General features: G+C 53.3%; 26 protein-coding genes. 14 read left to right on the top strand and 12 right to left on the bottom strand.

Translation table 11 applies throughout. The features are described from left to right. The 5 genes from ACN0VM_RS08905 to ACN0VM_RS08885 all read right to left on the bottom strand — a co-directional run bounded on the left by ACN0VM_RS08905 (position 1) and on the right by ACN0VM_RS08885 (position 3,763). Positions 1 to 879: a glycine--tRNA ligase subunit alpha gene (locus tag ACN0VM_RS08905; protein WP_417450521.1), complete on the bottom strand. Its 879-nt coding sequence runs from the start codon at positions 877 to 879 to the stop codon at positions 1 to 3. 99 nt (positions 880 to 978) lie between these two features. Then, positions 979 to 1,719, bottom strand: a complete 741-nt coding sequence (gene map / locus ACN0VM_RS08900) for a type I methionyl aminopeptidase (protein WP_417450520.1) — start codon at positions 1,717 to 1,719, stop codon at positions 979 to 981. Further along, positions 1,716 to 2,033, bottom strand: a complete 318-nt coding sequence (locus ACN0VM_RS08895; RefSeq protein ID WP_417450519.1) for a chorismate mutase — start codon at positions 2,031 to 2,033, stop codon at positions 1,716 to 1,718. The genes map and ACN0VM_RS08895 overlap by 4 nt, the downstream gene beginning before the upstream one ends. 5 nt (positions 2,034 to 2,038) lie before the next feature. Next, complete coding sequence (locus tag ACN0VM_RS08890; RefSeq protein ID WP_417450518.1) at positions 2,039 to 2,917, bottom strand: S49 family peptidase; 879 nt, start codon at positions 2,915 to 2,917, stop codon at positions 2,039 to 2,041. 39 nt (positions 2,918 to 2,956) lie between these two features. Then, complete coding sequence (locus tag ACN0VM_RS08885; protein ID WP_417450517.1) at positions 2,957 to 3,763, bottom strand: tRNA1(Val) (adenine(37)-N6)-methyltransferase; 807 nt, start codon at positions 3,761 to 3,763, stop codon at positions 2,957 to 2,959. 181 nt (positions 3,764 to 3,944) lie between these two features. Between ACN0VM_RS08885 and ACN0VM_RS08880 the strand changes: the two genes are divergently transcribed. Continuing rightward, a complete protein-coding gene (locus ACN0VM_RS08880; RefSeq protein WP_417450516.1) occupies positions 3,945 to 4,973 on the top strand; it encodes a polyprenyl synthetase family protein in 1,029 nt (342 codons plus the stop codon). Between the two features lie 41 nt (positions 4,974 to 5,014). On the opposite strand, the gene ACN0VM_RS08875 is transcribed toward ACN0VM_RS08880, so the two are convergent. Continuing rightward, positions 5,015 to 5,605, bottom strand: a complete 591-nt coding sequence (locus ACN0VM_RS08875) for a uracil-DNA glycosylase family protein (RefSeq protein ID WP_417450515.1) — start codon at positions 5,603 to 5,605, stop codon at positions 5,015 to 5,017. 232 nt (positions 5,606 to 5,837) lie between these two features. Between ACN0VM_RS08875 and modA the strand changes: the two genes are divergently transcribed. From modA to nadC, 4 genes are all read left to right on the top strand, one after another. Beyond that, positions 5,838 to 6,644, top strand: coding sequence for a molybdate ABC transporter substrate-binding protein (gene modA / locus ACN0VM_RS08870; protein WP_417450514.1), 807 nt, complete (start codon positions 5,838 to 5,840; stop codon positions 6,642 to 6,644). A 302-nt stretch (positions 6,645 to 6,946) separates the two neighbouring features. Next, a complete protein-coding gene (locus ACN0VM_RS08865; protein ID WP_417450513.1) occupies positions 6,947 to 7,852 on the top strand; it encodes an MBL fold metallo-hydrolase in 906 nt (301 codons plus the stop codon). An 86-nt stretch (positions 7,853 to 7,938) separates the two neighbouring features. After that, complete coding sequence (gene nadA / locus ACN0VM_RS08860; RefSeq protein WP_417450512.1) at positions 7,939 to 8,937, top strand: quinolinate synthase NadA; 999 nt, start codon at positions 7,939 to 7,941, stop codon at positions 8,935 to 8,937. 25 nt (positions 8,938 to 8,962) lie between these two features. After that, positions 8,963 to 9,805 (top strand): carboxylating nicotinate-nucleotide diphosphorylase, encoded by an 843-nt coding sequence (gene nadC / locus ACN0VM_RS08855; RefSeq protein WP_417450511.1) that lies wholly within the window; start codon positions 8,963 to 8,965, stop codon positions 9,803 to 9,805. A gap of 15 nt (positions 9,806 to 9,820) precedes the next feature. Here the strand turns inward: nadC and ACN0VM_RS08850 are convergent, their stop codons facing one another. From ACN0VM_RS08850 to rpmF, 4 genes are all read right to left on the bottom strand, one after another. Further along, positions 9,821 to 10,630, bottom strand: coding sequence for a Stf0 family sulfotransferase (locus tag ACN0VM_RS08850; RefSeq protein WP_417450510.1), 810 nt, complete (start codon positions 10,628 to 10,630; stop codon positions 9,821 to 9,823). A 177-nt stretch (positions 10,631 to 10,807) separates the two neighbouring features. Further along, positions 10,808 to 11,251 carry a DUF6869 domain-containing protein gene (locus ACN0VM_RS08845; protein WP_417450509.1) on the bottom strand — a complete coding sequence of 148 codons (444 nt, stop codon included), beginning with the start codon at positions 11,249 to 11,251 and terminating at the stop codon, positions 10,808 to 10,810. 110 nt (positions 11,252 to 11,361) lie between these two features. Next, a complete protein-coding gene (locus ACN0VM_RS08840; protein ID WP_417450508.1) occupies positions 11,362 to 12,087 on the bottom strand; it encodes a M48 family metallopeptidase in 726 nt (241 codons plus the stop codon). Positions 12,088 to 12,280: 193 nt separating this feature from the next. Next, the gene (gene rpmF / locus ACN0VM_RS08835; protein WP_262691017.1) at positions 12,281 to 12,466 is read right to left on the bottom strand and encodes a 50S ribosomal protein L32; all 186 of its coding nucleotides are present in this window, start codon (positions 12,464 to 12,466) and stop codon (positions 12,281 to 12,283) included. A gap of 278 nt (positions 12,467 to 12,744) precedes the next feature. On the opposite strand from rpmF, the gene ACN0VM_RS08830 reads away from it, so the two are divergent. From ACN0VM_RS08830 to ACN0VM_RS08790, 9 genes are all read left to right on the top strand, one after another. Then, positions 12,745 to 13,683, top strand: a complete 939-nt coding sequence (locus ACN0VM_RS08830) for a 2-hydroxyacid dehydrogenase (RefSeq protein ID WP_417450507.1) — start codon at positions 12,745 to 12,747, stop codon at positions 13,681 to 13,683. A gap of 82 nt (positions 13,684 to 13,765) precedes the next feature. Continuing rightward, complete coding sequence (locus ACN0VM_RS08825) at positions 13,766 to 14,746, top strand: calcium/sodium antiporter (protein WP_417450506.1); 981 nt, start codon at positions 13,766 to 13,768, stop codon at positions 14,744 to 14,746. Further along, a complete protein-coding gene (locus ACN0VM_RS08820) occupies positions 14,743 to 15,504 on the top strand; it encodes an SDR family oxidoreductase (RefSeq protein ID WP_417450505.1) in 762 nt (253 codons plus the stop codon). The genes ACN0VM_RS08825 and ACN0VM_RS08820 overlap by 4 nt, the downstream gene beginning before the upstream one ends. Before the next feature lie 3 nt (positions 15,505 to 15,507). Then, positions 15,508 to 15,933: a dihydroneopterin aldolase gene (gene folB / locus ACN0VM_RS08815; RefSeq protein ID WP_417450504.1), complete on the top strand. Its 426-nt coding sequence runs from the start codon at positions 15,508 to 15,510 to the stop codon at positions 15,931 to 15,933. 371 nt (positions 15,934 to 16,304) lie between these two features. Further along, the gene (uvrC, locus tag ACN0VM_RS08810; RefSeq protein ID WP_417450503.1) at positions 16,305 to 18,158 is read left to right on the top strand and encodes an excinuclease ABC subunit UvrC; all 1,854 of its coding nucleotides are present in this window, start codon (positions 16,305 to 16,307) and stop codon (positions 18,156 to 18,158) included. A gap of 82 nt (positions 18,159 to 18,240) precedes the next feature. Beyond that, positions 18,241 to 18,792 (top strand): CDP-diacylglycerol--glycerol-3-phosphate 3-phosphatidyltransferase, encoded by a 552-nt coding sequence (pgsA, locus tag ACN0VM_RS08805; protein WP_417450502.1) that lies wholly within the window; start codon positions 18,241 to 18,243, stop codon positions 18,790 to 18,792. Next, positions 18,789 to 19,049, top strand: a complete 261-nt coding sequence (moaD, locus tag ACN0VM_RS08800) for a molybdopterin converting factor subunit 1 (protein WP_417450501.1) — start codon at positions 18,789 to 18,791, stop codon at positions 19,047 to 19,049. Before pgsA ends, moaD begins: the two co-directional genes overlap by 4 nt. Positions 19,050 to 19,051: 2 nt before the next feature. Next, complete coding sequence (moaE, locus tag ACN0VM_RS08795; protein ID WP_417450500.1) at positions 19,052 to 19,501, top strand: molybdopterin synthase catalytic subunit MoaE; 450 nt, start codon at positions 19,052 to 19,054, stop codon at positions 19,499 to 19,501. A gap of 71 nt (positions 19,502 to 19,572) precedes the next feature. Then, on the top strand, positions 19,573 to 19,902 hold the full coding sequence (locus tag ACN0VM_RS08790) for an ArsR/SmtB family transcription factor (protein ID WP_417450499.1): 330 nt from the start codon (positions 19,573 to 19,575) through the stop codon (positions 19,900 to 19,902). An 88-nt stretch (positions 19,903 to 19,990) separates the two neighbouring features. On the opposite strand, the gene ftsZ is transcribed toward ACN0VM_RS08790, so the two are convergent. Both ftsZ and ftsA read right to left on the bottom strand, forming a co-directional pair. Next, positions 19,991 to 21,694 carry a cell division protein FtsZ gene (gene ftsZ / locus ACN0VM_RS08785; RefSeq protein ID WP_417450498.1) on the bottom strand — a complete coding sequence of 568 codons (1,704 nt, stop codon included), beginning with the start codon at positions 21,692 to 21,694 and terminating at the stop codon, positions 19,991 to 19,993. Positions 21,695 to 21,764: 70 nt separating this feature from the next. Further along, positions 21,765 to 23,030, bottom strand: coding sequence for a cell division protein FtsA (gene ftsA, locus ACN0VM_RS08780; RefSeq protein WP_417450497.1), 1,266 nt, complete (start codon positions 23,028 to 23,030; stop codon positions 21,765 to 21,767). Between the last annotated feature and the right edge of the window lie 18 nt (positions 23,031 to 23,048).

Raw genomic sequence — 23,048 nt, 5'->3', positions numbered from 1 at the left:
TTATTCCTCCCACCCGTTTTTCTTAATCCAGGCGCTACAGCATCCTTTGGCAAGGTCACGTACCCGGCCGATATAAGCCTGACGTTCCGTTACCGAAATAACTCCGCGCGCATCCAGCAGGTTAAAAGTGTGGCTCGCTTTGATGCATTGCTCATACGCCGGGAGCGGCAGTTCTGCCTCCAGAAGGCTAGCACATTCATCCTGCGCCTTTTTGAAATCGTCAAATAGTTTATCAGTATTCGCAATTTCAAAATTGTAAGCAGATTGCTCACGTTCATTTTCAAGGTAAACGTCGCCGTATGTGGCGCCAGCACCATTGAAGTCGAGGTCATACACATTGTCCACGCCCTGGACAAACATGGCGAGACGTTCCAGCCCGTAGGTCAGTTCACCAGCGACAGGCCGACAGTCATAGCCGCCGACTTGCTGAAAATAGGTGTACTGGCTAACTTCCATGCCGTCACACCAGACTTCCCAGCCCAGCCCCCAAGCGCCAAGCGTCGGGCTTTCCCAGTCGTCTTCCACGAAGCGGATATCATGTAACTTACTATCAATGCCAATTGCTTTGAGGCTACCAAGGTAGAGTTCCTGCATTTCGGCCGGGCTTGGTTTCAGGATTACCTGAAACTGGTAATAGTGCTGAAGTCGGTTCGGGTTTTCACCATACCGGCCGTCCGTTGGGCGGCGACAGGGCTGTACATAGGCAGCCTTCCAGTGGTCAGGACCCAGTGCGCGCAAAGTGGTCGCAGGGTGAAACGTGCCCGCGCCCATTTCCATGTCATACGGCTGCAAAATCACGCAACCCTGATCTGCCCAGTAATTCTGGAGGGCCAGAATGATTTTCTGGAACGGCATCGCGCCGCTTTTGGAGGATGACATTATTGTTGACCAACTCTTAAAAAGGCGAATCTGATACTCTGAAATATTGCGCTGCAACCTAACCGCCGGACCCTTGGCGGTCAAGCAAGAGAATACTGGTTAGGCCGTTAGAACAATTGGTACACCTTTGGTAACAACAAAGGTGTGTTCAAACTGAGCGCCAAATCCTCCGTTGGCAAGCCTCAAGGTCCACCCGTCCGCGTCTTCAACGTATGTACGACTGCAGGTAGCCAGAAATGGTTCTATCGTCATAACCTGACCTTCTTTCAGTTTTTGACGATCTCTGGGATGATAAAGGTTCGGCACAGTCGGTTCTTCATGTATCCAACCACCAACACCGTGACCATTCAGCCCTTCAATAATATTAAAACCATACTTCCGTGCCTCTTTTTCCACAGTGCGTCCCACCACATTGAGTGGCTGCCCGGCACGCGCGGCGAACATAGCCTTGCGCTGTGCCGCCTTGGTTGCTTCCAGAAGCTGCAAGAGCTCTGGCGCCACCTTGCCCACAGGAAAGCTGGCACCAGTGTCACCGAAGAAGCCGTCCTTCTCGGCAGAGACATCTATGTTAACAAGGTCTCCGTCCACGAGCGGTACATCGTCAGGTATACCGTGAGCAATCGCGGAACCAACTGAAATGCATGTATAGCCGGGGAAGTCATAAGCAAGCATTGGGGCGGATTTCGCACCGCGTTCCTCAAGCATTTTGCCCCCCATCAGGTCCAGCTCACGCGGCGTAACACCCGGCCTAACAGCAGCCCCCATTGCGCGCAACACATCGCGGCATATCGCGCCGATTTCTTTCAGCTTTTCAAGCTCATCCGGCCCGTCGACTGTCATAATTCACCTTTTTCACGAATGCGCTCATGGTGCTGAATAACTTCCCGGATCACAAACTGCAGGAACTTCTCACTAAATTCAGGATCCAGATTGGCTAACTTGGCCAGTTCACGCAGGCGTTCAATTTGTGCTTTCTCCCGGCTTGGGTCAGCAGGAGGCAGGTCATGCTCTTTTTTATAAAAACCCACCGCTTTGGTGATCTTGAAACGTTCCGCCAGCATAAACACCAGTGACGCATCAATATTATCAATGCTCTCGCGGTAAGCGGTTAGCTGAGCCTCGTGATTAGGAGCATCTGCCACATAGTCCTCCATAATAGCTATAGACCAAACCGGTCCCAGAAAAGCCGTTCTTCAATCGCAGACAGAAGCCCGCCCGGCAGATCAGCCACCTTGCCTGAGGCATACTCTTCCATCCCATGCCTCAGGCCAAGTAGCGCACCAAAACGAGGCTTCTTTTCATCGACAAGACGCGTTCGCACCTTGGCGCCGAACCGGTCGCGAAGCACCCCCCGCATGTCACCAACACCGTCAACCAGCCCCTGCTTGACGGCATCGGTGCCCGTGAACACGTCTCCCGAAAAAATATGCGCCCGCAACCCTTTGAGACGCTTGCCCCGACGCTCCCGCACCAGAGCCTTGAAATGCTCGTGAATATCGGCCTGGATAGCTTTCAGCCGTTCCACATCCTCTGCTTTCTCTTCAGAGAAAGCGTCAAGCATCGCCTTGCTTTCACCTGCAGTATACAGTCGGCGTTCGATACCCAGCTTTTTAATTGCTTCAGTAAAACCGAACCCGCTTGAGACAACGCCAATACTGCCGACGATCGAGCTTTCATTAGCAAAAATCTCATCGCCCGCAAGCGCAAGCATATAACCGCCCGATGCCGCAACGTCTTCAGCGAAAGCCAATACAGGTACGTGCTTTTCGCGCGCCAGATCGCGGATACGCTTGGTGATCAGCGCTGACTGTACCGGTGAGCCACCCGGTGAATTGACCTGCAAGGCAACAGCGGCCAGCCCCGGAATAGAAAAAGCACGTTCAAGCTGCGGCGCGACGGAAGCCAAATTCAGGCCCGAGCGGAAACGCTTACCGGGAGCAATGACACCATAAAGCCGCACCACTGCCACAACCGGTGGCGGGTCGCCAAATACAGCACACCGAACCGCGTGCAAAGTTTTTGATATTGTCCGTCGCATATATGCCGCTTTATTATTGATCCGCTTTCAATAACGGCTTTACCGCGCCTGCGCAAAGCCTTTCAGGTCAAGCGCAGCACCGTCGCGCAAAATTGCCTCTGCTTCGTGGGTGTATCGCGCCACCTCGCCATGCAGCGCCAACCCGGGCAAAATTGAAGCTGTACCATGCACGCCCTTTCTGCCCTGAATGATCACCCGCTTGGCCGGCACACCTTCACGCGGCCACAAAGGCATGATTTTCAATTCTCCCACACGGCGGTATAGGTGTGCGATTACCTCGTCAACCCTGTCCGCTCTGTAGATGATTGATACCGTCCCCCGGTTTCTGACCTTATATATGCAAAACCGCACCCAATCCTTCAACGCGGCACTCGAGTCCATATGAGCCAGCCCCTTGTTGGCAACCGGAGGCCGGATAGCTTTGCCATCTGCCAGATACGGCGGGTTCACCATCACATGATCATACTCAGCCTCAAGACCGGAAAGGTCCGTAATACACCCCTTTGCCACCGTGACCTGCTTACCCAGATTATTGTAGGCTATATTCCGCTCAGCGTATCTAAGCATATCATCCTGAATATCTATGCCGTACACCATCGCGCCGGGGACCCGCTTGGCAAGACAGAGTGCTGCACCGGCCGACCCCACCCCACCTTCGATAATGCGGTCCCCGGGCTTCGCGGGCACCGAGGCCGCCAGCATGACCGTATCCATAGACACCCGGTAGCCGTCACGCGGCTGGATGAGCTTAATACTCCCCCCTAAAAAGTCATCAATACTCACCGCCTCGTCCGGCGCGGACGCCAGCGACTGCGGATTGGTATTCAGGGCTGTCTGTTCGGTCATCTAGGCCTGCCTGCGTAGCGGAGTTGCACACATGTTTACCATTTATTCATATTTATGACGCGATTGTACGTGGATTTTTCCTGCGGTCAAATAACGCAGGCAACTGCTCAGCTTGCCTTCTCTCCGCCTGAACGGTATTATGCGGAATAAAAATAACTCTACGAACAGCAACAGGGTCACCATGTCATCGAATGTCGTTTCAATAAGCGAGCGCCGCAACGCAGACGCTGCAACCAATCCGATTAAAACGCTACAGACACTTGTCTCTGACGACATGGGTCTGGTGAATGAGTTGATTCTCGATCGCATGCAAAGTCCAGTGGCCCTGATCCCGGAGCTTGCCGGCCACCTTATTTCATCTGGCGGTAAACGCCTCCGCCCGATGCTCACATTGGCATCGGCACAATTGCTGGGTTACCAAGGCAAGCGCCACATTGGCCTCGCCACGGCAGTTGAGTTCATTCACACCGCTACTCTGTTGCACGATGATGTCGTGGACGAAAGCAACATGCGGCGCGGCAAAAAGACCGCGAATCTTATTTGGGGCAACCAACCGACGGTCCTTGTCGGTGATTTCCTTTTCAGCCGCGCATTTGAATTGATGGTAGAAAGCGATTCTCTTCGCGTGTTGAAAATTCTCTCCAGCACCTCGGCCATCATCACTGAAGGTGAAGTGCTGCAGTTGACCACAGCAAATGACCTGACAACACCGGAAGAAAAATACCTTGAAGTCATCACAGCCAAAACTGCTGTGCTGTTTGCAGCCGCATGCGAGGTAGCAGGTGTGGTTTCGGAACAGGGCCGGAAGGTAGAGGAAGCGCTTGATGCGTACGGCAAATATCTGGGCATCGCATTCCAGCTTGTCGATGACGCACTAGATTATTCCGCGAAGCAGGCCACCTTGGGTAAGGAAATTGGTGACGATTTTCGGGAAGGGAAAGTTACATTGCCCGTTATCCTCGCCTACCGCCGCGGCACCGAAAGCGAGAGAAAATTTTGGAAACGCACTGTGGAGCGCCGCCGGCAGGAAGATGGGGACCTTGAAGAGGCCATCCAGATAATGACGCAGCACGGCACCTTGAATGCGACGGTTGAACGCGCCAGACATTATGGCGCCATGGCGAAAGATGCTTTGGCTATTTTCGGCGATAGCCCGGCCAAAACAGCACTAAGCGATATCGTCGACTTTTGTATAGAGCGCGCTTACTAAGGGCTCTTGCCTTCGCGCATCATACGCAACGGCGAATAATATCAGTCAGACAGCAGCGCAAGAGCCACCCGGCGCCTGACGTCCGGCAGCACATCTTTTGCAAACCATGTGTTTTTCCTGAACCATCTATTATTGCGAGGACTTGGGTGAGGCAACAATATCACCTCTCCTGTACCGCTGGACTCTGAGCCGACAACCTCCGTCAGCGTTTTATGTCGAAGCGATGGCAGGTGCCAGTTCCTCGCATATGTGCCGATCACAAGGGTCAATTCAATGTTCCTAGCATATGACAGTAGCCTCGCCCGCCATGCAGGGGCGCACTCGGGTCTGGGCGGAAGATCCCCAGATTTGCATGTACCCGGATAACAAAACCCCATGGGCAAGATGGCAATATACTCTGGGTCATAGAAGGTACTTCGATCAACTCCCATCCAATCCCGCAATCGCTCACCGCTTGCGTCACTGAAGGGAATACCGCTGTCATGAACTTTCCGTCCCGGCGCTTGCCCTGCCACCAATACCCGCGCCTTTTCCGAGAACTGAAGTACCGGGCGCGGCCCCAGGGGCAATACATCCGCGCAAATGGTGCACGCTCTGACCTCAGCCAATAATGCCTGCTCGTCAACCTTCATCTGAACACTACGCACCCTTTGTATATTAGTATTGCAGTGCTTCTGGCGCAACGACTTGATACCAGCACAGAAACGCCAGGACGCGCCTATTCTCGCAGTCCTCAAATACGCCCCACGGGCCCCGACAGAACAAAACAGCCTCAACATTAGCTCATCGGTTAATTAGCCCCGACTTTACCGGCAATCTCTCACATGTAATAGTCGGAGTTGCTTAATAACAGGACAAAAAACCTTGCGCCGCTTGCTGATTTTTTCATTTTCGCTGATTGCATTCTCGGCACACGCCGCTGAGAGCGAACGGGCGATAACAGTCTTTGCCGCATCCAGCTTGACCAACGTCCTACCTGACCTGACCCGTGCATGGGCTGAGAAAATAAACAGCCCCTTGCCCCGCCTGTCATTTGGCCCCAGCGCAATAATGGCCCGTCAGGTGATTGCTGGAGCGCCGGCAGATATTATAATATCTGCACATCCTGACTGGATCACTTTTCTCAAAGAGCAGCAACAGCTGACAGGCAAGGCCGTGATTGTTGCAGAGAACAGATTGATTCTGGTGCAGCCAGGCAGTGGATTGATGGTGAATATACCGTTGACCAGGGAGTTACTTATAAAAACCATCGGCCGCGGACGTCTCGCCATCGCAGATCCCTCGATTGCGCCTGCCGGTGTCTATGCGCGTAGTTATCTGAGGCACCTGCAACTATGGGAGAGATTCCAGCACCGGATCGCCATGGGTTCAAGCGTGCGACAAACCCTTCTCCTTGTGGAACGCGGCGGCATGACCGGGTTTGTATATGCCACCGATGCCCGGCTCAGCAGCAGCGTGGATATCGTCGGTGTTGTTCCCACGGATAAGGCACCACAAATCCTCTACGCCGCAGGACGTACAAAAAGGAAGGGGGCGGATGCAGACAAGTTATACGCATTCCTGACGTCTGACGTAGCGGCTGCTATCTGGCGGCGGCATGGATTTTTTAACCCGACCCAAAGTGAAACACTCAATACTGTATCAAAACAGAACATCGCCGTATCCAATTGATACACCGGCACGCCGCCACACCCATAAACTATTGATATTTAATGATTTATTACTTGGCATATTGATTGCTAACCATAAAGCGTACCCGGCGCTCCGGCTGCCACCTGATCCCGGGTCTCCAAGTTTAAGGATCGCATCCAGCTGCCACTGATTGTGATCCGAGGAATCGAAGCCCGACTGCACCTCAATGCCCCACCTCAATCCGCTGGTGTTGTCGGGCTTCGACCCATTTTCCTTTTCTCTTCACATAATTCGGTTTAGGCCTTAAGCAATGCATCTTCTATCGTTGCAAGAGGAATCTCATGGGCCCCGAGTTTATCCAGGATTACAGAGCCCCGTACGGTGACGCAGAAAAACTAAGCCCTCTCGTCACCCGGGTACTTTGCAATAACCCCAGCCCATTCACCTATACGGGAACAGGCACATATCTTGTTGGACGCAAGCAACTTGCCGTTATCGATCCCGGTCCAGATATGCAGGCGCACGGTGAGGCTATTCTTAAAGCAACCGGTAATCGCAAGGTAACCCACATCCTTGTAACCCATACCCATATTGACCACTCGCCGTTGGCGGCATGGCTCTCCGACCATACGGGCGCGCCCATTCTTGCATTTGGAAAGCACGGCGCCGGGCGCAAGGGCGGACTTGCCGGCGAGGATGTAGAAGCTGGAGCTGATTGGGATTTCAATTATGACGAGTTGCTACGGGACGGCGAAAGCGTAAAAGGGGACGGGTGGACGCTCCGGGCCCATCATACGCCCGGCCACACCGCTAACCACCTCTGCTTTATGCTTGAGGAAGAGAGAGCACTTTTTGTTGGCGATCATGTCATGGGATGGGCGACCACAGTCATCGCTCCACCGGACGGTGACATGCGGGACTATCTGGCCAGCTTGAAAAAGGTGATCAATCTTGAACCCGACCGCCTTTATCCCACACACGGCCCCTTTATCGACAGCCCTAAATCATTCGTTCGGGGTATTATAACACACCGGCGCATGCGAGAGGGGCAGATACTAAAACACCTTGAAGCAGGACCCATGAATATCGATATGATGGTCGAGCGGATGTACAAGAGCATTGATAAACGCCTATATCCTGCTGCTGCCCGCTCTGTGCTCGGGCATCTCATTGCTCTTGTGGACGAAAAGCGGGTGAAGTGTGTCGGGAAGGCGAATTTATACGCACAGTATGAACTTGAGCAATAGCGCAGAAATCCTTGATTGCCTTTAAGGCGTAGGGTCGGTATTTATGCCGCAACATGACGTTATCGAGTAGCGCGCAGGAGATAAGAATGAACCTAGTATCGCACCCCGCTGTGGACCCCACCCTCGACTTGGTGGCGGAAATAAAGCGCCTGCGCGAAGAAAAAAACGCAGTTATACTGGCGCACTATTATCAAGCTGGCGAAATTCAGGATATTGCAGATTTTGTCGGCGATAGCTTGGACCTTTCCCGCAAAGCTGCAGAAACTGATGCGGATATGATCGTCTTTTGCGGTGTCCGGTTTATGGCTGAAGTCGCCAAGATTTTAAGCCCTGGAAAAAAGGTCGTCTTGCCAGACCTTGCTGCGGGTTGCAGCTTGGAAGACAGTTGCCCGCCCGATGAATTCGAAAAATTCGTCAAGGCCAATCCAGATCATATGGTTCTCAGCTACATTAATTGTTCGGCCGCGGTTAAAGCTCTCACAGACATAATTGTTACCAGTTCAAACGCCGAGCATATCGTTCGCCAGATTCCGGAAGATCAGAAAATCATCTTCGCACCAGACCGTCATCTTGGCGGTTTCCTTTCACGCAAACTGGGGCGTGACATGTTATTGTGGCAGGGCACCTGCATTGTGCATGAGTTGTTCAGCGAAAAAGAACTCGTAAAGCTTAAGGCCCGGCACCCCGATGCGCCGGTCGCCGCACATCCAGAATGCCCCGACAATATTGTCCAGCACGCGGATCACGTTGGTTCCACCAGTTCTATACTCAAATTCGCCACCGAATCTGATGCGGATACGATAATCGTCGCGACTGAACCCGGCATTATCCACCAGATGGAAAAAGCTGCTCCTCACAAAACTTTCATTGGCGCGCCCGGTGCGGACGGCAACTGCAGTTGCAACACCTGCCCCTTCATGGCGCTGAACACGATGGAAAAGCTCTATCTTTGCCTGCGCAATGAGGGGCCAGAAATTGAACTGGACGAAGAGATTCGTCTCGCTGCGGAAACGCCTCTCAGAAAAATGTTGGAAATGAGCCCCGGCGCGCTACCCGCGACGGACGTCTCCGCCATCGCCACATAAAAGCCAATCGGACGGGAAAATCCTGATGAGTCCCTTTCCCCTGACGGAACAAGAAATTGATGCCTTTATCGACATGGCGTTTGCTGAGGATATTGGCCCCGGTGACGTTACCTGTAGCACGGTAATTCCCGCTGATGCCAGCCTGACTGCGACCATGAACGCTCGTGAGGCTACTGTTGTGGCTGGCTTGCCGCTCGTAGCACCGATCTTTCGCCGCCTTGACCCAGCCTGCACAGTCACTGCCCATACCACGGACGGGGAATGGCTGCAGCCCGGTGATAAATTGATTACTATTGAAGGCAAGGCGCGAGCCTTGTTAAGCGCCGAACGCACAGCACTTAACATCGTGCAACATCTTTCAGGCATAGCAACCTTAACCCGGCAATATGTCGACATGATCGACGGCACGGACGCTAGATTGCTAGACACCCGGAAGACCATACCTGGGCTTAGGAAGCTCGGCAAATATGCCACTGGCATGGGCGGCGCAAAAAACCATCGCATGGGCCTGTTTGATGCCGTGATGATCAAAGATAATCATATTGCCGTCGCCGGTTCCATCAGTAAAGCTGTCCGGAGTGCGAAGGCCGCTGGCAGGACAGACATTCAGGTGGAATGTGATACTCTGGAACAGGTCCATGAGGCGCTGCAAGCTGGGGCCCACAGCCTTTTGTTGGATAACATGCCGCCGGCTGTGCTGCGTTCTGCGCTTGATATCGTGAACAGCGCCATACCGTGCGAAGCGTCTGGAGGTGTTAACCTCGACACCATTCTGGCCATTGCTGAAACCGGGGTAGATTATATATCCGTGGGCCGACTTACACAGTCAGCCCCTGCCGTAGATATCGGACTGGATTATAGTGCCTAAAAGCTAAACCAAAGGTCACTGCCCCAGGATATAGCGCCTGAGCCTCTCGATTCTCTGCTGATCTGCCGCATTTGCTGTTTTACTGAATTCGGTACGGAATACATGGTCTCTTGGCACATTTTCCCCAACGTCCGAAAGTATTTTCCTGTAACTACTGTCTTCGCCGTCCCGTAAAATATCTTCATAGCAAAAACTACTGGCTGTTCTGGCTTCCAGTTGTTCTGCATAAATTGCCTCCCACGCAGCCTGCTGAGCGAGATAATTCAGTATTTGATAATCTTGGACGTTGCGCCACTTCTCCGCTCGCTCAGGCGTGGGTTTGACATGAGAGGTCCAAACATCGGTAGCGATCGCTTTGGCATAGGAATAGACTTGGGCCAGCTTGTCGCGCCGGTAAATATAATAAACTTTGTCCACACCTATCAGATCAAGCAGGTCAACCCCATTGTCTTTGGCCGTTGCATACTGATGCACATGAATGTTTACACCAAAGATGCCGTTGGAACTTGCGGTACGAAGAATGACGTCCCGTGTATACTGCTCAAATGCTAGTCGTTTTATGCCTTTAGCCTTGGCATAGGCTTTAATGTAACGCAGATTGAACCACTCCATCGGGTTACCGAGCACCCCCGTTTTGTGCAACTTGTCACAAAACATTGTTGAACCACATCTCGGCGTAGAGATCACCGCATATTTTGCTTTAAGCTTTTCCGGCGGCAGAGCTGGGGAAGCAGCCATTTTCGCGACCTTCAAATTTAACCAGTCGGTCGTCTCGCTTATCGAGGCCTCTGTTTTTTCGCTATTGGAATCATGCTCGGCGCACACGTGCCACTCCCGGTTTTATTCAGCTCTCACAATATTCACGCCGCTTATATCAATCATTTAGGCAACAGGTGTCCAGCAGACAATTGTGTTTTTTCCCAGAGCAAGCCGATGTCGATGAGAGGTGGGACGTCTGGTTCGATTTCGCAACTTCACACGAACATATCCGCTGCACGAGACTCAGTCGCTGAGGCCACCTGAAACCATGTCAGCAGGACAGGAATGCTGAAGAACCGCGCCGTGTCGCGCCCGAATAGCCGGCAGTTCCTCAGCCAACCTGAGCCATGAATGTTCATGCAATGCGTTTTTCCAGACACAAGACAGCGCCACACAAAAGTTTGAATTCTCACGCGCGGCTTCCAGCAATACCCCAAGAACATCGTCGCTATGAAAATTAATCAGGTCTTCCAGCGGACCTGACCCCAGGAATGACAAGGCCCGATTGTTATCAGCCTCGATCATATTGACGATAACCCAAATTACGCGAAAGGCGAGCTTGGCGTCCTCCCGGCACAGTCGCCACATGGTTTCAACTGCCCGAAACTCCTGCGCATTGATTGCCCCTTTATTCATGAAGTAGGAAAGGTAGTTTTTCGCGAGTTCCTGTATCTCACGTTCTGTCATAAGCGCCCCCTGCCACGTAAAATCGTGACGCCCCAATTGCTTACTTGCGCCGATGTGTGTGCATCACTTGGCGGCAATGTGCAATTTACGCTCTTAATTTACCTAAAACTTTAACGTCCCTGATACTCGGATAGGTATTGGCCCATTTTGGATTCCAGCCGGGCAATCCGTTTGTCATCTGTGGGATGGGTAGAAAGGAAGGCGGGCTGTCCACCGCCGCCGTCCTTCATGGCCTTCATTTTCTTCCATAGGCGAACAGCGGCACGGGGGTCATAGCCAGCGCGCGCCATATAGACCGTGCCCACATCATCAGCCTCCAGTTCCATTGCGCGGCTATGTGGCAGTTGCACAAAGCCTTGCGCCGCAAGTGCACCAAGGGTTACGGCCATTTGCGCCATTTCGCCGTTCTCTGTTGTTGCTCCTACCGCAGCGCCTACACCCACGATCGCAAGATTCTGCACCTGCGCCCGGCTCATTTGTTCGGCACCGTGCCGCAAAATCGCATGGGCAATTTCATGGCCGATCACCGCGGCAAGTTCTTCATCGGTGTCGAAACTGTCAACCATCTTCTGGTAAACCGCTATCTTGCCACCAGGCAACGCCCACGCGTTCAGTACATCTTCGTCGATCACAACGAATTCCCAAGCCATGTCAGGGTTATCTGATATAGCCGCTATGCGTTTGCCGATACGCTGAACCCGCCGCGCGTCCGCAGAATTGGTTTCCACATCGGCAGTCTTTTTAACCTCATTCATGGCTTCAAGACCAAGGGCTGCGTCCTGACTGGGCGGAATCGTAATGAATTGGGATCGACCGGTGACCTCGTTTGTGGTCACGCAGGCTGTCAATGTCATTGCGGCAAAAAAAGCTATTAAGTGGCGTAGGCGCATCGTCATGTCCCTATTCTTGTCAACCGAGATACCCAGCATAGCAAACATGGTGGCAACCGAAAGGCGAAACTACACAAAGAAAAACCGGCCTCCGCAAAGAGGCCGGTTTTCTGAATTTTGGAAGACCGAAGCTTAAGGCTTAATAATCGCCTTTTGGCTCCAGAACCTGCTTACCACGATACATGCCTGTCTTCAGGTCAATGTGGTGACGCAGCTTGAATTCGCCTGTGTGCGAGTCTTCTTGATAGTTTACGGCCTTCAGGGCATCGTGCGAACGACGCATACCACGGCGAGAGCCAGTTACTTTTCTCTTAGGTACTGCCATTTTTCTAACCTTTTCGCTCGCCGGGGTCCGCCATAAGCGCCTCCGGGCAACACTACAGGGCCCGCAAACACGCGAACCCCCTGATTCGAGGCGCGAACCATAAGGGGAGGCCTCTTAAATTGCAAGGAAAACTGTCACACATGTGTGCAGCTGTCCGGTTGGGCGCACAGATAATTGATTCCTCGCGGCTTTTCAAGCAGACATTTCATAAAAGCGCTCTATCTTCCGCAGACATGTAGAACCTATGAACAACAGATGAGCGAACACAAGGGGCCTTCATGACACGTATACTATTCTATCTTGAAGACTACAGCCACGATATCTGGCGCGAGGCGCTGCTAAAGATTGACCCCACGGTCGAGTTCAGGAGCTATCCCGATTGGGGCAGCCCAGACGATGGTCCTGCCTATGCCTTTGTTTGGGAGCCAAAACCTCGCCTGCTGGCACAGTATCACAATATCAAGGCCATCTTCTCTCTCGGAGCCGGTGTAGACCACCTTACCCGGGACCCAGCGCTGCCGAAAGACGTACCAATCATTCGCATGGGGGACGACGGCCTGAAGGAAGGCATGGCCGAGTTCGTGACCATGAGCGTCCTGATGCATCATCGCGGCATGCCAGCCCTGCTTGCCAAGCAGAGGCAAAAAGACTGGGGACGTTTCTTCGCCCGCGCTGCCAGAGACGTCCGTGTGGGAATTCTTGGCTTCGGCGCGTTAGGTCAGGTATCGGCTGCAACACTATTGCCCTTCGGGTATGATGTTGCCGCATGGTCGCGCACAGAGAAGCTGCCCCGCAACGGCATAAGCCTATATCATGGCACCGGCAGTCTTGATGCCTTCCTCGCTCGCACCGACATACTTGTTGGTCTGTTACCCAGTACCAGCGAAACATCCGGACTGATGAACTCCGATCGCCTCGCTCGCCTGCCCAGGGGAGCCAGCATCATCAATGCGGGTCGTGGAAGCCTTGTCGTACTGGATGACCTGGTCGAACTTTTGCACAGTGGCCACCTGGGCGCCGCTTCCCTTGATGTTTTTCCCGAAGAACCTTTGCCGATGGATCATGCGCTTTGGGGGCTAGACAATGTGATCATCACACCCCATATCGCAGCGATAACGCGCCCAGACACCGCGGCTGAATATGTCCTGCGGAATATAAAAAAACTCGAGCGCGGCGAGACAGCGGAAAACCAGTTGGATATGAAGCGCGGCTACTGACTTTGCTTTTCGCGTCCTCAATCCCTATATAAGCGTCAAGAGGCACTTGGGGCCCGAAGTATAACAAGGACACGATCACCATATGGCATACATTCAAGTTGTCGCCGGAATAGTATTATTAGTTGTTGCCGGCGACTTTCTGGTTCGTGGGTCAGTTTCGCTCGCTCTGCGCGCCGGGCTTTCAAAACTTGTTATTGGTTTGACTATTGTCGCCTTCGGCACATCTGCGCCTGAGATGCTTGTCGGCATTGATGCCGTTTTGAAGGGAGCCCCGACCCTTGCGTTGGGGAATGTGGTCGGGTCCAATATCGCGAATGCACTTCTTGTGGTTGGTGTTCCTGCGCTACTGGCTCCCGTTGCATGCTGCGCGCCGAAAGTCGGCCGCAACCTCGCAATGATGCTAATAGCCAGTGTGCTTTTTATAGCCCTTGCGTATGACGGCCAATTTGCCTGGCAGGAAGGGTTGATCCTCTTGACCGGCCTTACTTGCTTTCTTGCCTATTCCGCGACAGCCCGGAAAGCATGTCCCGCCGAGACAGCCGCACAAATGGTTGAAATGGAAGAGCTCGACCGTAAGCCGGACGGCTACGGCATCGCCCTCCTCTGCCTTGCGGGCGGCATTATCGGCCTGGCGCTTGGCGCCGACCTGCTTGTTATCGGGTCAGTTGAAATTGCGCGCGAGTTTGGCATCTCCGAAGCTGTTATAGGACTGACCCTCGTCGCCCTCGGTACGAGCCTGCCAGAGTTAGTCGCTTGTGTGATGGCCGCCGTGCGCGGGCACAGCGAGGTTGCTATTGGCAATGTCATCGGATCCAACATATTTAACCTGTTGGCTATCATGGGCGTCGCGCCACTCTTCGGTGCCATTCCGGTTCCTGATAGCTTCCTCCGGGTTGACCTTTGGGTGATGCTTGGCTCTTCCCTCCTGTTGATACCCTTCGTTAAGATCAGGAAGCAGGTTGGCCGCGTGGGCGGAGCTGCGATGGTTGCACTGTACCTTGGCTATATGATCTATCTGGCGAATTCAGCGGAAAGTGCTGCTGTCATGGGGCTGCCGCTGTGACCCAAGCACAAAAAGCTGTGCTTGTAACCGGCGCGGCGCGCCGTATCGGCAGGGCCATTGCAACGGACCTAGCGGCGCAGGGGTGGCTGGTTGCCATCCATTATCATGGCTCCTCAGCGGAGGCTGAGCTTGTGATAGAGGAGATCGAAGCGTTCGACGGAAAAGCTTTAGCCTTCCAGGCGGATCTGTCCTGTCCGGAGGAAACTCAAGCCCTTATTCCGGCAATCTCCAAGGCGATCAATAGCCCTCTCACTGCCCTGATCAATAACGCATCGGTTTTTGAGGATGACAGGGTAGAAAATTTCAGTGCCACGCGGTGGCAACATCATATGAATGTGAACCTACTGGCACCAGCGTTGCTGACCCGGCAATTTTCGGCCCAACTGCCCGATGGCACCAAGGGGTCAATCATCAACATGATTGATCAGCGCGTCCTGAAATTGAATCCGCAGTATTTTTCCTACACCACGTCAAAGGCTGCGCTCCAGACGGTAACACGGACGACGGCTCAAGCTCTCGCACCCCGTATCAGGGTCAACGCGATCGGACCCGGCCCAACTCTTGCTAACCATATGCAGGATAACGATATGTTCTCTCAGGAAGCGGCATCTGTCCCCATGGGATACGGTCCAAGTCTCGCGGAAATATGTGCTGCCGTGCGTTTTCTGCTTGAGAGTCCGTCGCTCACCGGGCAAATGATTGCCTTGGACGGAGGCCAGCATCTTGCCTGGCGCACCGCTGATATTCTGGAGGACTAAGGCATGTCATACGATGACGCGACACCAAAATCGAACATTCTGCATATGCCCTATGCCGATGCCACGCGTTCTGTACGCCATGTGTTTGTAAGAGACTATGAAACCGTCGCAAAGATCGGCGTGTGGGACCATGAAAAAGATACGCGCCAAAAAATTCGCATCAGCGTAGACCTGTCAGTGCTCGAAGGCGGTGACCATCACGATGATCAACTCGCAAAGGTTGTCTGTTACAACGACGTTGTGATCGGCATTCAAAAAATTCTTGCCGAAGGTCACATTAATCTCGTCGAAACGCTGGCGGAAAGAATCGCTCAAATGACACTTGAAGATATTCGTGTTGTTGGAACACGGGTTAAAGTAGAAAAGCTCGAGGCAATACGGGAAGCTGCAAGTGTAGGCGTTGAGATAGAACGCCACCGACGCACTTAACCGACTAGTAACAATTGGCTTTTTACTGCTTTCCACCATGATATCGGTGCGCAAGTTGTGCACATCGAATCAACGCCTGCCATAACGGGTTTCTTTGGACAAGACAGCAAAGTACGACCTTAAAAAAATATCGCCTTGACTGTGCGTGACCTCATATAAATCAATGACTTAGGTTTATTGCATAAAAATTGGGCAATCCGTAAAAAACCTAGTGTTACAGCGATGTTGCAATCACAACTCCGAACTTTCCCACAAGGTTATCCACAGGATTCGTGGAAATCTTTTTCCCGAATCAAAAGTTAAAATTCGTCCATTGATTCTACTGTCCCAATCCGGCACAAGTTGAATGGAACCAGAAGAGGAATTTGGCTGTGACCGAAGCGTCACTTGATACCGGCATCGACATTATCAAAGCGCATGTGAAGACCGCCCCAACTGCCCCGGGTGTCTATCGCATGCTCAGCAAGCACGGTGATGTACTCTATGTCGGTAAAGCCAAGAGTATCAAAAAGCGCATCGTCGCCTACACCCAACCTAAACGATTACCCAATCGGCTGTTGCGTATGGTGTCCGCCACAGCGTCAATGGTGTTTGTTACCACACGCACCGAAGCGGAAGCCTTGCTTCTGGAAGCATCGCTCATCAAACGCTTCCGACCCGCCTACAATGTTCTGCTGAAAGATGACAAATCCTTTCCCTATATCATGTTGCGGGAAGACCATGACTGGGCACAAATCAGCAAGCACCGTGGGGCGCGTCGTCATAAAGGTCAGTATTATGGGCCATTCGCCAGTGTTTCTGCCGTAAATCGCACCCTGAACACCTTGCAGAAAATTTTCCAGCTTCGCTCCTGCTCGGACAGTACACTGGAAACCCGCACTCGTGCATGCCTTCTGTATCAGATCAAGCGCTGTTCCGGCCCCTGTGTAGGGCATGTGTCAAAGTCGGACTATACAGATATGGTCAGTGAAGCACGCGCGTTCCTCGAAGGCCGCACTTCCAGTATTCAGAAAAAACTGGCCGGGGCCATGCAAACCGCCAGCGACGAACTGGAGTTTGAAGTAGCCGCAGTATTTCGTGACCGCCTCAATGCCCTTACCCACATCCAAAGTCACCAGAGCATGGTCAATGCGATGGTTGATGAGGCCGATGTAATCGCTGCAGCCGAAGTGGGGGGACAGGTCGGAGTACAAGTCTTCTTCTTTCGCGCCGGACAAAACTGGGGCCACCGGGCGTATTTTCCCAAGCACGACAAAACGGACAGCCTCGACGAGGTTTTAGGTGCGTTTCTGAGCCAGTTTTATGACAATAAGCCTGCACCCAAATTGGTATTGCTGTCCCACGGCGTACCCGAGCAGCCTTTGCTCTCTGATGCCTTGTCTGAGCGCATGGGCCGCAAGGTCTCGATTGCAGTACCGGAACGCGGCAAAAAGGCCGATGTGGTCAAAGAAGCAGCACGTAACGCCAAGGAAGCCATTGAGCGTCGCCTGGCAGAAAGCGCGAGCCAGACCAAGCTGCTGCAAGGGCTGGCAGAAGTCTTTCATCTTGCTGAACCACCAAAACGCATCGAGGTATATGATAACAGTCACATTCAGGGGTCAAACGCAGTTGGGGGCATGGTCGTTGCCGGACCTGAAGGTTTCGTCAAAAATGCCTACCGTAAATTCAATATCAAGTCTGAAGAGCTTACCCCAGGCGATGACTTTGGCATGATGAAAGAGGTGCTGGAACGCCGTTTCAAACGCCTGATCAAGGAAGATGCAGACAGGGAACGTGGCCATTGGCCTGATCTGTTGCTGATTGATGGAGGTAAAGGCCAGCTTTCGAGCGTAATGGAGATCATGCGCGACCTGGGCGTTTCCGACGTAAAGGTCGTCGGAATATCAAAAGGACCTGATCGCCATGCCGGCCGCGAGCAATTTCACATCACAGGCCATGACAGCTTCACCCTGCCACTGACGGACCCTGTGCTCTATTATTTACAGAGACTGCGAGATGAAGCGCACCGATTTGCCATCGGCACTCACCGCAGCAAACGCTCAAGCGACATTAAGAAGTCCCCTCTTGACGGGGTGGATGGCATCGGCCCTAAACGCAAGAAAGCACTACTGCACCACTTCGGATCAGCCAAAGCGGTCGCCGACGCCGACGTACGGGACCTGGCGGACGTAGACGGAATTTCAAGTGCGATGGCCAAACACATTTATGACCATTTCCGCAGTTAAGCTTATTGCAAGTGTTCCGGAGTGATTGACGCCCCCGGCAATTGCGCTATGGTGGCGGCACAAGCTCGACGAGGGTTCTATTATGTGGACAATACCAAATATTCTGACCTTATCCCGGATTCTTGTAATCCCGGTACTGGTGGCGTCTTTCTTTCTGGAGCAGCCGCTTGGAAGCCACATCGCGTTCATTACATTCGCCCTGGCCGGCATTACAGACTTTTTTGACGGATACCTCGCTCGTGTAACAAGCTCTGTTTCCAAGATCGGCGTATTTCTCGACCCTATCGCTGACAAACTCATGGTAGCCGCAGTAATTATCATGGTGGTCCATGCTCAGTGGGTCTCCGGTGTGCATGTGGTTGCGGCTGTGATCATCATGTGCCGTGAGCTTCTCGTGTCCGGCCTAAGAGAATTTCTCGCCGGAGCCCAGGTCAGTGTGCCGGTGACGGTACTGGCCAAATGGAAAACAACTGTTCAGATGCTTGCCTTGGGAATGCTTGTATGGTCCCGGGGCGCCGTGGAGTTTGGCCTACCGGCACAAGAGCTTGGGATTGCCGCTCTCTGGATCGCCGCAGTACTGACCCTCTACACAGGCTATGACTATCTGCGCGCTGGCCTGAAACACATGGTATGACCATGGTTCATCTACTCTATTTCTCTTGGGTACGCGAGCGTGTCGGTAAATCTGAGGAGATGCGCGACCTGCCTTCTGACGTTGCGACGGTCGCCGGACTTATCGATTACCTCAAGTCACAAGGGGACCAATATGCCGCAGCGCTGGAAGATATTCAGCACATCCGCGTCGCTGTGAACCAGACCCATTCCAGTGCAGAACATCCCGTTACTGATGGCGATGAAGTGGCCTTTTTCCCTCCGGTAACCGGAGGATAAACATGCCTGCTGTTTCAGTTCAAACAGAAGATTTTGACATCTCACAGGAAATTGCTGCTCTGAAACGGGGATGCCACGATGTAGGGGCGGTTGTGACATTTACCGGCACTGTGCGTGACATGGATGGCTGCCTCAAGGCGATGACGCTTGAGCATTATCCCGGCATGACGGAAAAGCAGTTGAAGGCTATCGTGGGTGAGGCGAATATGCGTTGGCCACTTCAGGCATGCCGCGTCATTCACCGCTATGGCAGGCTGGAGCCAGGTGAAAATATAGTACTGGTGGTTACAATGAGTGCCCATCGCCACGCCGCTTTTCAGGCGGCTGAATTTTTGATGGATTTCCTCAAGTCCCGCGCGCCATTCTGGAAAAATGAAGAGACCAAGACCGGGACCAAATGGGTCGATGCGAGAGAAAGCGACACGAAGGCGCTTGACCGTTGGCAACAGTGAAACTGTTGCCCCTCGTGAACTCTCGTTATATCTGAAAGAAACAGAGCGTGATCCGTCGCAAGGAACTTGCCATGAATGATGATCAGGTTATTACCCAACTCAGTGCGTTGGCCCAAACGACGCGTTTTGGGGTATTTAAATTACTAATGCGCCAAGGTGAACATGGCATGTCGGCGGGATCGATCGCTGAACAACTAAACGTTCCGCAGAACACACTTTCAACTCATCTGAATATTCTTTCCAATGCAGGGCTTGTTGTTTCCCGTCGCGAAGGGAGAAGCCTGATCTATTCTGTCGCAATCGAGCAAACGCGTAACTTCTTAAACTACCTGACCAATGACTGTTGCGAGGGACATCCCGAACTATGTGATCTATCAGTCGACGAACCAGGGTGCCGCTGAAACTTTCTCGTTCAGGCGCCACATAAAAAAGCCGGACACTCAAGCCCGGCTTTTAACGCTGAAACAGCCCAACTGTGGTTATATGTGACTAGTTCTGCTGGCGCTTAAGGAAGCTTGGTATTTCCAGCTGGTCTTTCCCCGGAGTCACGGAGGGACGTTCGTCCGGTGTCACTCCACCCAAGGTCGGTTCTTTTTTGCCAGAGTCGTTGGATGGTGTCTGCCTTGCCGTTGGCGCTTCCGCCTCTCCGCTTCGCAGGCCCGCCGTCATCAATTGAAACAGGCTACGTTTTTGCGGTTGCGCATCCGCCGCCTCTTCCTCGTGTGGGGCCTGAATTTCAGGCTTTTCCGGGGAACCGCTGGCGTAAGCAGCTTCCTGAAACGGGTTAGCTTCGCCCAACGAGGTCTGGTTTGCCTTAGGTGTCATCGGAGCATCAGCAATGAAACTGTCGCCGCCCTGCGCAGCAACTGCACGGGCTTCAAGGTCATCCTCGACCTTCGCGGCTGGAGACACTTCATCTACTTCATGGTCTGCCTGATGTATTTCCTCGGCGGTTACCTCTTCAGCTTCTGTGCTCTCAGTGATGTCCTCCTCAGGGTCCTCCAGCGCATTTTGCAAGGCAGCCATCGCAGACATCAAGTCATCAGCGTTGTCGGCGGGGGGAAGACTTTCGCCTTTCTCCAAACCTGTAACAGCCTCAACGCTCCCCATTTCTACTGCCGCAACTGGAACTTCAATTGCAGGCTCTTCACGCTGCTGTCTTTTCTCTGATACAGATGGCGTTTCAATCTTGTCACGCCGCGGCATTGGCATCTGTACGTTCCCCGTACCCCCTTCAATACCTGTCGCCACAACAGAGACCCGCAAGCGACCCTCCAGATCCTGATTAAAGGCCGAGCCAAAGACAATCAGGGCGTCGGGATCAACCTGATCACGGACCATATTCACTGCTTCATCAACCTCATACAGCGTCATATCCATGCCGCCGGTCACATTGATGATCACACCTTTCGCTCCCTTGAGCGACGCTTCTTCCAAAAGGGGATTCGATATGGCAGCAGCGGCGGCATCACGAGCCCGCGTTTCGCCTTCAGCCTCCCCTGTACCCATCATGGCCTTACCCATTTCGGACATAACAGTACGCACATCGGCAAAATCGAGGTTGATAAGACCCGGCATCACCATAAGATCCGTAATGCCCCGCACACCCGAATGCAGGACCTCATCTGCCATATTGAAGGCATCTGCAAAGGTTGTGCGCTCGTTCGCAACACGGAACAGGTTCTGGTTCGGAATGATAATCAGCGTATCAACATGGTTGGCCAGCTCTTGAATACCGGCATCCGCAATCTTCATGCGGCGGCCACCCTCAAACTGAAACGGCTTCGTGACCACACCAACTGTAAGAATGCCTTTTTCCCGTGCCCTGCGCGCGATAACAGGTGCTGCGCCGGTGCCCGTTCCGCCGCCCATACCTGCAGTAATGAAAGCCATATGGCAGCCGCTTAGGATACTGTCGATTGTATCCACAGCTTCTTCCGCTGCCGCCTCTCCAATTTTAGGCTGCGCGCCTGCACCCAATCCCTGGGTTATCTCTACGCCCAATTGAATACGATTGTCGGCCGCAGCATTCGCAAGTGCCTGCGCATCCGTATTCGCCACCACAAAATCGACACCCTGCAATTGAGCAGCGATCATATTGTTGACTGCGTTACAGCCCGCTCCGCCAACGCCAATTACCGAAATTTTCGGTGTCAACTCAGTCAGTTCCGTATTTCCAAAATCTATAGACATTGCCCAATACCTCCGTTTGATCTCTTTTATATCGCCCTTGGTGCCGATACCAGCGCCATGAATCCGCCCGTTAAAAGTTTTCCCTTACCCAGCGCGACAGACGGCTCAGCGCGTTTGCTGGGGGTGGGGTTCGTTTATTTTTACCCTTATTCTGAACAGCATCTTCCACCGGTCGCTTCGCGGCATATATCAGCAACCCTACCGCAGCCGCAAAGGTTGGCGCCTGCGCAGCCTGCGGAAGGCCATTAACCAGCTCCGGCTTACCAATCCGCACCTGCCTGCCCATGACGCGGGTTGCAAGGTCCCTTACACCCTCGGCCTGCGCCACACCGCCTGTCAGCACCACCCGGCGGCCTGCAACGCCTGCAAAGCCACATGCCTCAAATCGTTCCGTGATCGTCGTAAAGAGCAGTTCCAGTTCTTTCTGTATGACGCTCGTAAGCGCGCTCCGCGGCATGCGTAAAACCGCGTCTTCCTTTTCTTCGCCGAGCTGTGGGACCTCGATCTCTAGCCGCTCATCCAGCGAGTCCACCATTGCCGCCCCATTGAAGGTCTTCAGACGTTCCGCATGTTCGAATGGCGTCAAAAGCTTGCGGGCGACCTGTTCCGTAATCTGGCCTCCGCCGATGGGAAGAACCTCTGCATGAACGAGGGCCCCTTGCGCAAATATAGCAATGGAGGTGGTTCCCGCACCAATATCGATACAAGCGGCTCCCATCTTGGCCTCGTCCTCAACGAGAGTTGCCAGGCCTGCCGCAAATGGGGTCACCACGGCGCCTGCAACATTCAAGTGTGCGCGGCGGACACAGGCCTGCAAGTTCTGGAGCGGACCGGCAGAACATGTCACGACATGCAATGCGACACTGAGTTTCTTGCCATACATGCCAAGCGGTGCTTTCACACCAAAATTGCCATCGACCGCATAGGCCGCAGGAAACGCGTGCAACAACCCGTCTTCGGCAAAATCGACCTGCTCTTTCGCGAGAGTGATTGCCTTGTCCAGATCAGACTGGCTGACCGCATGTCCCGCGATGTCTACATTGACTTCAACGATACGGCTTTTGGGCTCTCCGCCGGAGAAGGTAAGATACACATCACTGACTGTCTCGCCCGCCATTTTCTCTGCCTGGTCAACAGAAGCACGGATAGCTTTTTCCGTCATCTCCATATCAACGATGGCACCGCCTGAGACACCGCCCTCGCAGGTACGGTTGCCAACACCCCGGACGCGGATCAGGCCGTCTGACTGAATTTCTGCGATGAGGCACGCCACTTTCGCCGACCCGACGTCAAGCGCCGCGACAAGTCCTTCGGGTGTGCCATTAACTGTTTTCATGTTATAAACTCGACACTT

The sequence above is a fragment of the Kordiimonas sp. genome (assembly GCF_048260245.1).
Lineage (GTDB): Bacteria > Pseudomonadota > Alphaproteobacteria > Sphingomonadales > Kordiimonadaceae > Kordiimonas.
This window is presented reverse-complemented; position numbering and strand designations above follow the sequence as displayed.